This window comes from Sphingosinicellaceae bacterium (assembly GCA_019285715.1).
Taxonomy (GTDB): Bacteria; Pseudomonadota; Alphaproteobacteria; order Sphingomonadales; family Sphingomonadaceae; genus Glacieibacterium.
Genome location: CP079108.1, coordinates 2,391,913 through 2,405,066, shown reverse-complemented (window position 1 = coordinate 2,405,066; position 13,154 = coordinate 2,391,913). Strand labels below are relative to the sequence as shown.

Here is a 13,154-nt window from a genome sequence, read left to right as displayed (position 1 = left end):
AAACTTCTTGTGTCACCGGTACGCTGCCGTTCATGGTCGTTGCGATGGCGACGATACCCGATCTTTCCAACGCGGCGCGCGAGCCTCTGGGCGGGCAGGACGGTATTGCGAGCCATGTCAGCGCCAGCGGTGCCGAGCCCGAGGCCGATCCCGAGATCGCCGCACTGGTCGGCGCCCCAACGCTCCAGCACGATTCGAATTTCCGCCGTGACCGGCTGCTGTCGGCGATGGTTATTCTCTCCGGCTTCGGCCTGTTCCTCGCGGCACCGTTCGCGTTAAAGGCCGGGTCGACGTTCTTCATGCCGGTCACGGTCGCGATCGTCATTAGTCTCATGTTGGTGCCGGTGCTCGAGTGGCTGGAGCGGCACCGCGTGCCGGCGGCATTGGCGGCGCTGCTGTCGATCCTGCTGCTGTTCGCGATCGCCAACGCGGTGTTGGTGATGATCGTCATCCCCGCCGCCGACTGGGTCCGCATGGTGCCCGCCAATGCCGAGCGCATCCGCAACAACATCGCGCCGATCGTCGACGCCTTCCACCGCCTCGACACACTGTCGAACCAGGTCGCGACCGCGGTCGGGCAGCAGGCCGCCGACGCCAGCGCCAAGATGCAGACGGAACAGCCGACCTCGATCGTCGCGCTCGTCGCCACCACCGCGCCGAGCGTCCTGATCGAGAGCTTCTTCGCCCTGCTGCTGGTCTTCTTCTTCCTGTCGGGCTGGACCGAGATGCGCGAGAAGATCATCCGCGACCGCGAGACGCTGACCGGCAGCCTGCGCGTCGCCCGCCTGCTCCGCGACATGGTCTCGGGTACCGCGCAATACCTGCTGACGGTCGCTATCATCAACGTCGCGCTCGGGGCGTTCGTGGCGCTGATCGTGTGGTCGCTCGGCATGCCGACGCCGCTGATGTGGGGCGGCCTCGCGGCGCTGTTCAACTTCGTGCCCTATGTCGGGCCGATCATCGTCGTCGGGCTGCTCGGCATCGGCGGCATGATCACCTTCGACGAGCCGTTCGCCGCGCTGCTGCCCGCCGGCGCGTTCCTGTGCTGCCATTTGACCGAGGCAAACTTCATCACCCCCAAGATCGTCGGCAAGCGCCTGACCATGAGCCCGATGGCGATCCTGCTGGCGCTCAGCTTCTGGGGCTGGGTGTGGGGCACGGTCGGGGCGCTGGTCTCGGTACCGCTGCTGATCCTCGGGCATGTGCTGCTGGAGCGGGTCGGACGGCCCGACGTTGCCGGCTTCCTGTTCGACGGGCGGACGCTGACGCGGACGAGCGAGTAGCCCCGCCGGTAGTTCCGGACCAACGGCTGGTACACTGCGCTCAAGCCATTCCCAACGAACGGTCACCCACCCGCGGAACAACTTTCCCCGTCGAGCGCTCATGGCTCACGTCAAAAACAAGGGAAGCCGTCATGCTGCGTTATGCTCTCATCTTCCTCGTCGTCGCGCTGATCGCCGGCGTGCTCGGCTTCGGCGGTGTCGCCGGCGCCTCGATGGGTATCGCCAAGATCCTGTTCTACATTTTCATCGTCCTGTTCGTGATCGGTCTGATCATGCACCTGGTGCGTGGCAATCGGGTCGTCTGACACGAACGCTGTATATCGCGCGCGATGAAGCGAGATCGGCCGCCGGGGTAACCCGGCGGCCTTTCTTTTGCGTTCGGGCCCACAGTTTCTTGACAGGCTGGTCCCCGACCCATAATGCCCCCTTTCCCGTTTCCAAGCGGGTGTAGCTCAGTTGGTTAGAGCGCCGCCCTGTCACGGCGGAGGCCGCGGGTTCGAGTCCCGTCACTCGCGCCACCCCTTCACGGGAGTGCGCATCCTGAAGATCTTGATCGTCCTCGGGCTGGTACTTGCCAGCCCCGCCGCCGCAGTGGTCGCGCCGATCCTGCTGACCCCCGAGGCGATCGACACCGCCAGCTTCGCCAAGCCGCGCATCGCCCGTGTCACCCACGTCGACCTCGACCTTACGGTCGATTTCACGACGAAGCGCCTGCGCGGCACAGCCACGCTCGACGTGCTCGCGGCCCCGGGAGCGAGGACCATCGTCCTCGACAGCGGCGGGCTGGAGATTGCCCGCATCACCGACGGCAAGGGCAGGGCGCTGCCGTTCGTCGTCGGCGCGACGGTAACAGCCGATGACAAGGGCTTTCCGGTCACCGTGACCCTGAACGGCGCAAAGCAGCTCCGCGTCGACTACACCAGCGCGAAGAACGCTTCCGCGCTGCAGTGGCTCGACCCGGCGCTGACCGCGGGCAAGGCTCACCCCCTGCTGTTCAGCCAAGGCGAGCCGAACGCCAACCGCAGCTGGATCCCGACGCAGGATTCGCCCGGCATCCGCCAGACCTGGGACGCGCGCATCACCGTGCCCACGGGCATGACCGCGGTCATGAGCGCCGAAATGGCCGACCGCGCCGGCGTCGCCGTCCCCGGCGGACGGCAGTTCACCTTTCACGAGCCCAACCCGGTGCCGCCGTACCTGATCGCGCTCGGGGTCGGGAATCTCGTCCACCGCGACCTCGGCAAGCGCACTGGCGTCTGGACCGAGCCCGCGATGGTCGACCGGGCGGCCGCCGAACTCGTCGACATCGGCAAGCTCGTCGACGCCGCCGAGGGCCTGTACGGCCCGTACCGCTGGGGCCGCTACGACGTCTTAGTGCTGCCACCGTCGTTCCCGTTCGGCGGCATGGAAAACCCGCGCCTGACCTTCCTGACGCCGACCTTCATCACCGGCGACCGCAGCCAGATCAGCCTCGTCGCGCACGAACTCGCGCACAGCTGGTCGGGCAACCTGGTGACCAACGCGACATGGTCGGACTCGTGGCTCAACGAGGGCTTCACCACCTATTTCGAGAACCGCATCATGGAGGCGGTGTTCGGCCGCGCCCGCGCCGAGGTCGAGGCCGACCTGTACTGGGACGAACTCCAGAAGGGCATTGCCGACGCCGCCAAGGACCCGTCCGTGACCCGCCTGCACGGCGCGCCGTTCGCGTCGACGCTCGACTATGTGAAGGGCTCCGACTTCCTGTTCACGCTGGAGAAGGAAGTCGGGCGGCCCCGCCTCGACGCCTGGCTGCGCGGCTATTTCGACCGCCACGCCTTCCAGCCGCAGACCACCGCCGGGCTGCTCGTCGACCTCCGCGCCAACCTCGTGAAGGGCGACGCCGCGCTGGAAAAGCGCCTCGACCTCGACGCATGGGCGTATGCGCCTGGCCTGCCGGCGAACGCAGTCCACATCGTCTCGCCGCGACTGGAGGCGGTCGATGCCGCCTCGACTGCGTTCGCGGGTGGTGCGGTGGCGGGCTCGCTCAAAACCGCCGAATGGTCGACGCAGGAGTGGCTGCGCTTCCTGCAGCGCCTGCCCCGGCAGGAGAGCAAGTCGCGCCTCGACGACCTCGACGGGACCTTCAAGCTGTCGGCGAGCCACAATGCCGAGATCCGCTTCGCGTGGCTGATGCTTGCGGTCGGTAACCGCTACGACGCGGCGCTGCCGGCGCTCGAGGATCACCTGACCAGCATCGGGCGCTGGAAGATGGTCGCGCCGCTTTATCGCGCTCTCAATGCGCAGGGCGCGTGGGGCCAGCCAGTTGCGACGCGAATCTATGCCCGCGCGCGCAGCAGCTATCACCCGTTCGTGGTGGCCTCGGTCGACAGGTTGATGGCGTCGAAAACCCCGAGTTCATAGCCGATCGACGCTTCGACCAGCGTCTCCCACAAGTTTTCGGCAAGCCCGTCCGGCAACCCGGCCGCGGAAGCAGCGGCCGCGGCGTTGGCGATCACCTGGGCCTTGCGGACCTCGTCGCGAACCGCCGAACGGTGGGGCTTGATGCGTGCCGCCGCATCCATGTAGCCGAAGCGCACGGCGAGTAGCGCAACCAGCTCCCGGTCGACAGCGTCGACGCCGGCGCGGACCTCGGTCATCGTCGTGCAGTCGGCAGGCTTCAACGGTTCATCCAGACCAATAGCGGGCGCAGCGGCAGCAGCCATGCTACCCCGAGGATCAAGTAGACTACCGCCTGCACCGCGCCCGGCAGTGTCGAGATCGGGCCAGCAAAGCCCGCAATGATTCCGCCATAGACGATAAGCCCGACGACGATAAGCAGGACGCCGAGCGGCTTGCGGGGGGAAGGCTGCTGCATCGGGGCGCTCTAGCCGCTCCCCGGCACGACGCCAACCGGCGGCAGCGTCGCGGCGTGCGTACAGCGGATCGTACGGGTCGGCGTCACCAGCCAGTCGAGCGGCGCGTCCCAGGCCTCGGCGGGCACGTGGTCGATGACCTGGCAGTCGAACGCGACCCCGATCCGCACCGCGTCATGGAGGGGGAGGGTGCGGTCGTAGTGGCCCTTGCCGTAGCCGAGGCGGTTGCCGCGCGCGTCGGCGGCGACCAGCGGCACGAGGATCGCGTCGGGCTCGACCAATGGCGCGAACCGGTCGGGCTCGCGGATGCCCCAGCCGGGGCTGCGGATCAGGTCGTCGGGATGCGCGTGGTGGAAACGCAGCGGCTCGCCGTTGGCACCGACGCGGGGCCAGGTCGTGAACCCGATCGCGGCGGGATCGACCTCGTCGTGCATCGCCGCATAGCCAGCGACCTTGCGGCGACCATCGAGCAGGGGCCGCAGCCGCTCGACCAGCGCCGCGTCGAGGCCAGCACGCTCGTCATCGCCCAGCGGCGCGAGGAAACGCACGCGGATGTCGCGCACCAGCGCGCGGAGCTCATTTCGGGTCGGGGAGGTCGGCGGGACCACCATGGGCCGTTTGCCTGTAAGTCCTCTGATGCCAAGTACATCAGGTGGGGACCATGTAGTTCGGACCAGGATCCGACCAGAGACAGCCCCCTAGGAGAGTGAATCGCCTCAGGGAAATATGAAGCTCGTACGCGGCAGTCCCGCCTAAGGATAATGTAGGGGTTTGGGGGCCGGTACTCAAGAGCGGATGAGGCGGTCTTGAGTTGTCGTTGCGGTGTCACCCCGTTCCCGCACTCCTGGCGGATGACGACGGTGTAACGGGGATGACGACGGGCTGAAGTGTAACGACCAGGTAGAGCCTACCCCTCCAGCACGTCCGCCAGCCGCTCGGCCCGCGCCGCCAGCGCCTCCAGCCGGCCCAGGTCCGGATGCCCGCCCGACTTGCGCAGCTCCGACAGCTCGTCCGCCACCAGGATGCCCGCCATCAGCAGCAGCCGCGGCTCACTCATCGTGCCGAGCGCCTGCCCGAGTTCGTCCGCCTTGAGCTGGAGCTGGGCGGCGAGGGCGGTCAAATGCGCCTCCTCGCCGTCGCGGCAGGCGAGCGGGTAGGAGCGGCCACCGATGGTGACATCGATCTGTGCCATCAGTCGGCCCCCGCCGGCACCAGCAGCCGGTCGAGTTCGGCGACGCTTTCCGAAACCGCGGTCTCCAGCGCCGCCAGTCTCGCCTCGGTCGCGGCCTTGGCAGCCTCGATCCGGGCCAGCGCCGCCTCGATCCGGTCGGCGATTACGTCCGCAGGATCAGGCATCGTTCAGTCATTCTTTCAGAAGTTTGCGCGAACTTGATAAGGCCCCGTCTGCGCTCGCGTCAATCACCCGGACCACGCTGGATGTTGACGCTCGTCGCGTCGCTGGCCATAGCCACCGCATTCCCCGCCCTGCACAAGAAAGTCGCGACCCGATGGCTGATCCTGTGGCCGAACTGCCGCCGCGCCAGCTTGCCAACGCGATTCGCGCCCTCGCCATGGATGCGGTCGAGGCGGCGAACTCGGGCCACCCGGGGATGCCGATGGGCATGGCCGACGCCGCGACGACGCTGTTCACGCGTCACCTTAAGTTCGATCCCGCGCAGCCCAAGTGGCAGGACCGCGACCGCTTCGTGCTGTCGGCGGGCCACGGCTCCATGCTGATCTACGCTCTCCTCCACCTGACCGGCTACGCCCGCCCGACGCTCGACGACATCCGCAACTTCCGCCAGATCGGCAGCCCCTGCGCCGGCCATCCCGAGAATTTCGAGCTCGAAGGTGTCGAGACCACCACCGGGCCGCTCGGACAGGGTCTCGCGACCGCAGTTGGCATGGCAATGGCCGAGCGTCACCTCAACACCGTCTTCGGCGACCACCTCGTCGACCACATGACCTACGTGATCGCCGGCGACGGCTGCCTGATGGAGGGCATCAGCCACGAGGCGATCGGGCTGGCAGGGCATTTGAAGCTCGGCCGGCTGATCGTGCTGTGGGACGACAACCAGATCTCGATCGACGGGCCGACCAGCTTGTCGACCAGCGAGAATACCGCGATGCGCTTCGAGGCTGCGGGCTGGCACGTCCTCGCCTGCGACGGCCTCGATGCGGACGCGGTCGACGCCGCGCTGACCGCCGCCAAGGCCGATCCCCGCCCGACACTGATCGCCTGCCGCACCATCATCGGCTACGGCGCACCCAAGAAGGCCGGCACCAGCGGTTCGCACGGTGCCGCCCTCGGAGCCGAGGAGATCGCCGGGGCGCGCCTGGCGCTCGGCTGGGACGCGCTGCCGTTCGTGATTCCCGACGACATCCGCGACGCCTGGAACCGCGCCGGCCTGCGCCACCGCGACACCCGCCTCGCCTGGGATGCGCGCCTCGCCGCCGATCCCAAGCGCGAGGCCTTCGAGCGCCGCGCCGCCAACCAGCCGCCGCAAGCCGTGTACGACGCCCTCGATGCCTTCATTGCCGAACTGATCGCCAAGCCGGTCAGCGTCGCGACCCGCAAGGCATCTGAGATGGCGCTCGAAGTCGCCGTGCCCGCGGCCCCCGGCATGTTCGGCGGCTCGGCCGACCTGACCGGCTCGAACCTGACGAAAACCAAGGCGATGCAACCGTTTACCGCCGGCAGCTACGACGGCAGGTACGTTTACTACGGCATTCGCGAGTTCGGCATGGCGGCGGCGATGAACGGACTTTCGCTGCACGGCCAGATGCTCCCGTTCGGCGGCACCTTCCTGGTGTTCTCGGACTATATGCGCAACGCGATCCGCATGTCGGCACTGCAGCAGACGCGGGTGATCTACGTCCTGACCCACGATTCGATCGGGCTGGGTGAGGATGGTCCGACCCACCAGCCGGTCGAGCATCTGCTCAGCCTGCGCGCCATCCCCAATCTCGCGGTCTACCGGCCCTGCGACGCGGTCGAGACCGCCGAATGCTGGGCCCTCGCGATTGCCGACCAGCACCGCCCCTCGGTGCTAGCACTGAGCCGGCAGGGCATGCCGCAGCAGCGCCTGAAGGATGCTGGCGAGAACCTGACTGCCAAGGGCGGCTACCGCCTCAAGGCCGCGACCGCGTCGCGCAAGGTGGTCTTCGTCGCCACCGGTTCGGAGGTCCACATCGCCGGCGCGGCCGCCGAGGCGCTCGAGGCCGAGGGCATCGGCTGCGATCTCGTGTCGATGCCGTGCTGGGAGAATTTTGACGTCCAGTCCGAGGCTTACCGCAAGGATGTGCTCCCCGACGACGCGCTGATCGTCTCGGTCGAGGCGGGCGTTACGATGGGCTGGGAACGCTATACCATGGTGCGCGGTCTCCGGGTCGGCATCGACAGCTTCGGCGCGTCGGGGCCGATCGAGGCGCTGTACGATCACTTCGGGATTACCGCGCCCAAGATTGCGGCGCGGGTTCGTGAACGGCTGACGACCAACTAGTTCCTGTCATCCCCCGCGCAGGCGGGGACCCGTGAACACGGAATGCGGTGTTCATGGGTTCCCGCCTACGCGGGAATGACAAAAGTTTCGCACAGGAGACTATCAATGACCACGAAAGTCGCGATCAACGGCTTTGGCCGCATCGGCCGCAACGTCCTGCGCGCGCTCGTCGCCAGCGGCAACACAGACCTCGAGGTCGTCGCGATCAACGATCTGGCCGACGCCAAGATGAACGCGCTGCTGCTCAAGCGCGATTCGGTCCACGGCACGTTCGACGCCGATGTCTCGGTCGACGGTGGCGACATCGTCGTCAACGGCAAGCGCATCCGCGTCACCGCCGAGCGCGACCCGGCCAAGCTGCCGCACGGCGAGATGGGCGTCGACCTCGTGCTCGAGTGCACCGGGCTGTTCACCGACGCCGACAAGGCGCGCGGCCACATCACTGCGGGCGCCAAGCGCGTGCTGATCTCGGCTCCCGGCAAGGGCGTCGACCTGACCGTCGTGATCGGCGTCAACGACCATTTGCTCAAGGCCGAGCATCACATCGTCTCGAACGCCAGCTGCACGACCAACTGCCTCGCGCCGGTGGTCCGCGCCCTGCACGACGCGATCGGCGTCGAGCGCGGCCTGATGATGACGATCCACAGCTACACCAACGACCAGTCGCTGCTCGACGTCTACCACAAGGATCCGCGCCGGGCCCGCGCCGCCGCCCAGTCGATGATCCCGACCTCGACTGGCGCCGCCAAGACGGTCGGCGAAGTCATCCCCGAGCTCAAGGGCAAGCTCGACGGCATCTCGGTGCGCGTCCCGACGCCGAACGTCAGCCTGGTCGACTTCACCTTCACGCCGAGCCGCGCGACCTCCATCGAGGAGGTCAACGGCGCGCTCAAGACCGCCAGCGAGACCGGCACGATGGCATCGGTGATGGACTTCACCGACGAGCCGCTGGTCAGCCACGACTACAACCATAATGCCGCCTCGGCGACGATCGACAGCCTCGAGACGACTGTTTTGGACGGCCTGCTGGTCCGGGTCGTGGCCTGGTACGACAACGAGTGGGGTTTCTCGAACCGGATGCTCGACACGGCCGCCAAGATGGGCAAGTTGATCTAGGAGGGCTTTCCGTCCTCCATCGGCTCGTCATCCCCGCGACGGCAAGCGGGCGACAGTGATGACTAGACGCGCGACAACGACGGCGAGAGAGACCGCATGACCTTCAAGACCCTCGACGATATCGGCGATGTCCGTGGGCTCCGCGTGCTGGTCCGCGCCGACCTCAACGTGCCGATGCAGGACGGCAAGGTCAGCGACGACAGCCGGCTCCGCGCCGCCATGCCGACGATCGCCGAGCTGTCCGACAAGGGCGCCAGGGTCATCGTCCTGTCGCACTTCGGCCGCCCGGAGCGTGGCCCCGACCCGTCGCTGTCGCTGCGTCCAATCGCCGAGGCGCTGGCGCAGGTCGTCGGTCGCCCGGTGAGCTTCGTCGGCGACGTCGGTAGCGCTGCCGCGAATATCGATGCGCTCCCCGAAGGCAGTGTCGCGGTGGTCGAGAACACCCGTTTCCACCCCGGCGAGGAGGCGAATTCGCCCGCCTTCGTCGCCGAACTGGCCAAGCTCGGCGACCTGTACGTCAACGACGCCTTCTCCGCCGCGCACCGGGCGCACGCCTCGACCGAGGGGCTGGCGCACGTCTTGCCGGCGTTCGCGGGCCGCTCGATGCAGGCCGAACTCGAGGCGCTGGAGAAGGCGCTGGGCAAGCCCGAGCATCCGGTCGCGGCGGTCGTCGGCGGGGCCAAGGTGTCCTCGAAGCTGGGCGTGCTGACCCACCTCGTGACCAAGGTCGACCACCTGATCATCGGCGGCGGCATGGCCAACACCTTCCTCGCGGCGCGCGGCGTCGCGGTCGGCAAGTCGCTGTGCGAGCACGACCTCAAGGACACTGTCCTCGACATTTTGCGCCGCGCCGAGGCCGCCTCGTGCACGATCCACTTGCCGTACGACGTCGTCGTCGCGACGCAGTTCGCGGCCAATGCCCCCCACCGCACCGTCAACGTCCACGAGATCGGCGCGGACGAGATGGTCCTCGACCTCGGCGACGCGGCGGTCGAGGCGGCGGGCGATGCGCTCAAGACCTGCCGGACGCTGGTCTGGAACGGCCCGCTTGGTGCGTTCGAGATGACCCCCTTCGACCGCGCAACGGTCAAGCTCGCCAAGATCGCCGCCGCGCTGACCCAGGCGGGCGAGCTGGTCTCGGTGGCAGGCGGCGGCGATACCGTGGCGGCGCTCAATCTCGCGGGCGTCACGTCCGAATTCAGCTACGTCTCGACTGCGGGTGGGGCTTTCCTCGAATGGATGGAGGGCAAGCCGCTGCCCGGAGTTGTCGCTTTGGAGCAGGCCGCATGATCGACACCGACAAGCTGTGGGAAAAGCTGTACCCGGCCGCGTGGAAGCTGGCGCGCTCCGCCGACCCGATCCACGAGCGCGTCGGCGAGGCTTTCCGCGGCATCCGCGACCTCAAGGGTGAGGAATTTCCGCCGGAAAGCCGGATCATCTACCTCGACATCACCAAGCGGATGACCGCCGCCGGTGCGGTCTCCGACGGCAAGGGCGGCATCGCCAAGGGTGCAGTCGCCAACACCCTCGAGACGATGTCCGACAACTGCGCCAGCGAGATCGCCGAGCACATCTTCGAGATGTTCGTGCAGGTCGCGGAAGTCCATTTCGGGCCCAAGCGCGCACCTTGATCTGTTGAACCTACGGCGTTGTTGCCGCCCTGCTTGCTGAACCCGGAGTCCCCATGTCGATGACCCCCACCGTCCGCGCGATCCTCGCCAACTACGAGTCCGATAACCCCGGAACCAAGGCGAACCTCGCGCGCATCCTGATGCAGGGACGGCTCGGCGGTACGGGGAAGCTGGTCATCCTGCCCGTCGACCAGGGCTTCGAGCATGGCCCGGCGCGCAGTTTCGCGGTCAATCCCGCTGGCTACGACCCGCACTACCACTGGCAGCTGGCGATCGACGCCGGGTTGTCGGCGTTCGCGTCGCCGCTCGGCATGATCGAGGCGGGGGCCGACACTTTCGCCGGGCAGATCCCGACGATCCTCAAGATCAACAGCAGCAACAGCTGGGCCACGGCGCGCGACCAGGCGATGACCGGCACCGTCGATGATGCCCTGCGCCTCGGCTGCGCGGCGATCGGCTTCACGGTCTATCCGGGGTCGGAATCGTTCTTCGACCTGCAGGAGGAGATCGCCGAGATGTCCGCTGCCGCCAAGTCGGTCGGCATCGCCACGGTGCTCTGGAGCTACCCGCGCGGCGGCGAGCTGTCGAAGGACGACGAGCTCGGCGTCGACGTCGGGGCCTATGCCGCGCATATGGCGGCACTGCAGGGCGCGCACATAATCAAGGTCAAGCTGCCCAGCGACCACGTCGCCCAGAAGGACGCCAAGAAGGCGTATGAGGGCATCGAGACCGAGACCCAGGCCGCGCGCGTCAAGCACGTCGTCGAGGCGTGCTTCGCCGGACGCCGGATGGTGGTGTTCTCGGGCGGCGCGACCAAGGGCATCGACGCGGTCTATCAGGACGCGCGCGACATCCGCGACGGCGGCGGCAACGGCTCGATCATCGGCCGCAACACCTTCCAGCGCCCGCGCGACGAGGCGCTGGCGATGCTCGACAAGATCGTCGCGATCTACAAGGGCCAAGAATAACCCATACGTTCGTCATCCCCGTGCAGGCGGGGACCCATCACCACCGAACGTTGGGGTGATGGGTCCCCGCCTGCGCGGGGATGACGCCGAGCGGTCGGTGGGCGCGCGAACGGACCGACAGCCCCGGGGATGACGCAGCGCACGTCTCCCTCTAACAAGCCCCGATGACCGACCCGAATATCGACCTCGTCCCCCTCGACCCCGGCTTCGGCGAGCGCTTCGCGCGTGACCGGCGGCCGGCTTGCCAGCTGTACCTGGTGTCGCCGCTCGACGTCGGTGGCAACTTTACCGACCGGCTGCGCGCCGCGCTTGCGGGCGGGCCGGTCGCGGCGTTCCAGTTTCGTGTCAAGGACGTCGATGAGGACGAGGCAGCGCGCCTTGCCGAACCGCTGCAGGCGATCTGCGCCGATGCCGACGTGGCGTTCCTGGTCAACGACAGCGCCAGCCTCGCCAAGCGCCTCGGCGCGGACGGGGTTCACTTGGGGCAGGGCGACGGCTCGGTGCGCGAGGCTCGCGACCTGCTCGGGCCCGACGCGCAGATCGGCGTGACCTGCCACGACAGCCGGCATCTCGCAATGGAAGCGGGCGAGGCGGGGGCGGACTATGTCGCGTTCGGCGCGTTCTTCGACACGACCACCAAGGAAACCACGCACCGCCCCGACCCGTCGCTGCTCGGTTGGTGGACGACGCTGAGCCAGTTGCCCTGCGTCGCCATCGGCGGCATTACCCCGGCCAATGCGTCGCCGCTGATCGCCGCAAGCGCGGACTTCATCGCGGTGTCGTCGGCCGTGTGGACGCATTCCGACGGCCCGGCAGCCGGCGTCGCGGCGTTCGCGGCATTGCTGGTCGCGCCCTCACGGAATTGACATATGCCTGCCCAGCTGTATTAGGAAACTAATACAACTAGGGGTGCGCAATGCTGAAGACGATAATCGCGGCGCTGGTCGGTGCCGCGGCTTTACCGGCCATCGCTGCGGCACCAGCCCCAATCGAGGTGATGGTGCTCGGTGCCTACCACTTCGACAATCCTGGCCGCGACCTCAACAACGTCAAGGTCGCTTCGGTACTGACCGTCAAGCGCCAGGCCGAGCTTGCCGCCGTCGCGAAGGCGGTTCTCGCATGGCACCCGACCCGCGTCATGGTCGAATACGAGAGCGACGCGCCCGACCTGTCGGTCCCGGCCTATGCCAGCTTCACCCCCGCCGATCTCGCCACCAAGCCTGACGAGCGCGTCCAGATCGCCTACCGCATCGCGCACCTCGCCGGCGTGCCGGTCAACGGTATCGACGAGCAGAACAAGGCCGACGAGCCCGACTATTTTCCCTATGACAAGGTCCAGGAGGTCGCCGCCAAGACCGGGCAGACGGCGCGCCTCACGTCAGCGATGGCCCCGATCGCGGCGTGGTCGAAGGCCTTCGAGGCGAGCCAGTCGACCCGCACCGTCGCGCAACTGCTGACCGAGATGAATGACCCGACCGAGCCGGTGGCGAACAACAGCCCGACCTACGCTGTCCTCGACGTCGGCGACCACGACCGCCAGCCGGGCGCCGACCTCGCCGCGATGTGGTACCTGCGCAACGCCAAGATCTTCGGCAAGCTGATGCAGGTCGCCAGGCCCGGCGACCGGGTGCTGGTCGTCTACGGCGGCGGCCACGGCTATTGGCTTAGGCACTTTGCGTCCGAGACGCCGGGGTATCGCAGCGTCGACGTGCGGCCGTACCTGGCGAAGGTGCGCTAACCCGTCCCGGCAACCCCACGGACAGCGCGACGCGAGGCCATCGAGGTTGGCATAACGCCG

General features: G+C 67.8%; 15 protein-coding genes, 1 tRNA gene and 1 other RNA gene. 11 read left to right on the top strand and 6 right to left on the bottom strand.

Features of this window, described 5'->3' with window-relative positions:
* Window positions 1-44 precede the first annotated feature (44 nt).
* From KX816_11240 to KX816_11225, 4 genes are all read left to right on the top strand, one after another.
* Window positions 45-1,283, top strand: a complete 1,239-nt coding sequence (locus KX816_11240; protein QXQ04874.1) for an AI-2E family transporter — start codon at window positions 45-47, stop codon at window positions 1,281-1,283.
* A gap of 131 nt (window positions 1,284-1,414) precedes the next feature.
* Complete coding sequence (locus KX816_11235) at window positions 1,415-1,588, top strand: DUF1328 domain-containing protein (GenBank protein QXQ04873.1); 174 nt, start codon at window positions 1,415-1,417, stop codon at window positions 1,586-1,588.
* 136 nt (window positions 1,589-1,724) lie between these two features.
* Window positions 1,725-1,801: transfer RNA gene (locus KX816_11230), tRNA-Asp, on the top strand.
* Window positions 1,802-1,814: 13 nt separating this feature from the next.
* Complete coding sequence (locus KX816_11225; GenBank protein QXQ04872.1) at window positions 1,815-3,686, top strand: M1 family metallopeptidase; 1,872 nt, start codon at window positions 1,815-1,817, stop codon at window positions 3,684-3,686.
* Here KX816_11225 and KX816_11220 read toward each other — a convergent pair.
* From KX816_11220 to KX816_11195, 6 genes are all read right to left on the bottom strand, one after another.
* Window positions 3,626-3,988, bottom strand: coding sequence for a chorismate mutase (locus KX816_11220; GenBank protein QXQ04871.1), 363 nt, complete (start codon window positions 3,986-3,988; stop codon window positions 3,626-3,628). The two genes, KX816_11225 and KX816_11220, sit on opposite strands and share 61 nt — an antisense overlap.
* Complete coding sequence (locus KX816_11215; protein QXQ04870.1) at window positions 3,943-4,140, bottom strand: DUF2842 domain-containing protein; 198 nt, start codon at window positions 4,138-4,140, stop codon at window positions 3,943-3,945. Before KX816_11215 ends, KX816_11220 begins: the two co-directional genes overlap by 46 nt.
* A gap of 9 nt (window positions 4,141-4,149) precedes the next feature.
* A complete protein-coding gene (locus tag KX816_11210) occupies window positions 4,150-4,749 on the bottom strand; it encodes a 5-formyltetrahydrofolate cyclo-ligase (GenBank protein ID QXQ04869.1) in 600 nt (199 codons plus the stop codon).
* A non-coding RNA gene (gene ssrS, locus KX816_11205) (6S RNA) lies at window positions 4,736-4,890 on the bottom strand. Before ssrS ends, KX816_11210 begins: the two co-directional genes overlap by 14 nt.
* 155 nt (window positions 4,891-5,045) lie before the next feature.
* The gene (locus KX816_11200) at window positions 5,046-5,330 is read right to left on the bottom strand and encodes a cell division protein ZapA (protein ID QXQ04868.1); all 285 of its coding nucleotides are present in this window, start codon (window positions 5,328-5,330) and stop codon (window positions 5,046-5,048) included.
* The gene (locus KX816_11195) at window positions 5,330-5,494 is read right to left on the bottom strand and encodes a hypothetical protein (protein ID QXQ04867.1); all 165 of its coding nucleotides are present in this window, start codon (window positions 5,492-5,494) and stop codon (window positions 5,330-5,332) included. Before KX816_11195 ends, KX816_11200 begins: the two co-directional genes overlap by 1 nt.
* Before the next feature lie 152 nt (window positions 5,495-5,646).
* On the opposite strand from KX816_11195, the gene tkt reads away from it, so the two are divergent.
* From tkt to KX816_11160, 7 genes are all read left to right on the top strand, one after another.
* Window positions 5,647-7,641: a transketolase gene (gene tkt / locus KX816_11190; GenBank protein ID QXQ04866.1), complete on the top strand. Its 1,995-nt coding sequence runs from the start codon at window positions 5,647-5,649 to the stop codon at window positions 7,639-7,641.
* 105 nt (window positions 7,642-7,746) lie between these two features.
* The gene (gene gap / locus KX816_11185; protein ID QXQ04865.1) at window positions 7,747-8,757 is read left to right on the top strand and encodes a type I glyceraldehyde-3-phosphate dehydrogenase; all 1,011 of its coding nucleotides are present in this window, start codon (window positions 7,747-7,749) and stop codon (window positions 8,755-8,757) included.
* A 96-nt stretch (window positions 8,758-8,853) separates the two neighbouring features.
* A complete protein-coding gene (locus KX816_11180) occupies window positions 8,854-10,047 on the top strand; it encodes a phosphoglycerate kinase (protein ID QXQ04864.1) in 1,194 nt (397 codons plus the stop codon).
* Window positions 10,044-10,388 carry a hypothetical protein gene (locus KX816_11175; GenBank protein ID QXQ04863.1) on the top strand — a complete coding sequence of 115 codons (345 nt, stop codon included), beginning with the start codon at window positions 10,044-10,046 and terminating at the stop codon, window positions 10,386-10,388. Before KX816_11180 ends, KX816_11175 begins: the two co-directional genes overlap by 4 nt.
* A 53-nt stretch (window positions 10,389-10,441) precedes the next feature.
* The gene (locus KX816_11170) at window positions 10,442-11,356 is read left to right on the top strand and encodes a class I fructose-bisphosphate aldolase (GenBank protein QXQ04862.1); all 915 of its coding nucleotides are present in this window, start codon (window positions 10,442-10,444) and stop codon (window positions 11,354-11,356) included.
* 164 nt (window positions 11,357-11,520) lie between these two features.
* Window positions 11,521-12,222, top strand: a complete 702-nt coding sequence (thiE, locus tag KX816_11165; GenBank protein QXQ04861.1) for a thiamine phosphate synthase — start codon at window positions 11,521-11,523, stop codon at window positions 12,220-12,222.
* 50 nt (window positions 12,223-12,272) lie between these two features.
* Window positions 12,273-13,094, top strand: a complete 822-nt coding sequence (locus KX816_11160) for a hypothetical protein (GenBank protein QXQ04860.1) — start codon at window positions 12,273-12,275, stop codon at window positions 13,092-13,094.
* The last annotated feature ends 60 nt before the right edge of the window (window positions 13,095-13,154 follow it).

Excerpts from the sequence above, each read along its gene's own strand:
- KX816_11240 (QXQ04874.1), top strand. The coding sequence starts at position 45 with ATGGCGACGATACCCGATCTTTCCAACGCGGCGCGCGAGCCTCTGGGC.
- KX816_11235 (QXQ04873.1), top strand. The coding sequence starts at position 1,415 with ATGCTGCGTTATGCTCTCATCTTCCTCGTCGTCGCGCTGATCGCCGGC.
- KX816_11220 (QXQ04871.1), bottom strand. The coding sequence starts at position 3,988 with ATGGCTGCTGCCGCTGCGCCCGCTATTGGTCTGGATGAACCGTTGAAG.
- KX816_11215 (QXQ04870.1), bottom strand. The coding sequence starts at position 4,140 with ATGCAGCAGCCTTCCCCCCGCAAGCCGCTCGGCGTCCTGCTTATCGTC.
- KX816_11210 (QXQ04869.1), bottom strand. The coding sequence starts at position 4,749 with ATGGTGGTCCCGCCGACCTCCCCGACCCGAAATGAGCTCCGCGCGCTG.
- KX816_11200 (QXQ04868.1), bottom strand. The coding sequence starts at position 5,330 with ATGGCACAGATCGATGTCACCATCGGTGGCCGCTCCTACCCGCTCGCC.
- KX816_11195 (QXQ04867.1), bottom strand. The coding sequence starts at position 5,494 with ATGCCTGATCCTGCGGACGTAATCGCCGACCGGATCGAGGCGGCGCTG.
- tkt (QXQ04866.1), top strand. The coding sequence starts at position 5,647 with ATGGCTGATCCTGTGGCCGAACTGCCGCCGCGCCAGCTTGCCAACGCG.
- gap (QXQ04865.1), top strand. The coding sequence starts at position 7,747 with ATGACCACGAAAGTCGCGATCAACGGCTTTGGCCGCATCGGCCGCAAC.
- KX816_11180 (QXQ04864.1), top strand. The coding sequence starts at position 8,854 with ATGACCTTCAAGACCCTCGACGATATCGGCGATGTCCGTGGGCTCCGC.
- KX816_11175 (QXQ04863.1), top strand. The coding sequence starts at position 10,044 with ATGATCGACACCGACAAGCTGTGGGAAAAGCTGTACCCGGCCGCGTGG.
- KX816_11170 (QXQ04862.1), top strand. The coding sequence starts at position 10,442 with ATGTCGATGACCCCCACCGTCCGCGCGATCCTCGCCAACTACGAGTCC.
- thiE (QXQ04861.1), top strand. The coding sequence starts at position 11,521 with ATGACCGACCCGAATATCGACCTCGTCCCCCTCGACCCCGGCTTCGGC.
- KX816_11160 (QXQ04860.1), top strand. The coding sequence starts at position 12,273 with ATGCTGAAGACGATAATCGCGGCGCTGGTCGGTGCCGCGGCTTTACCG.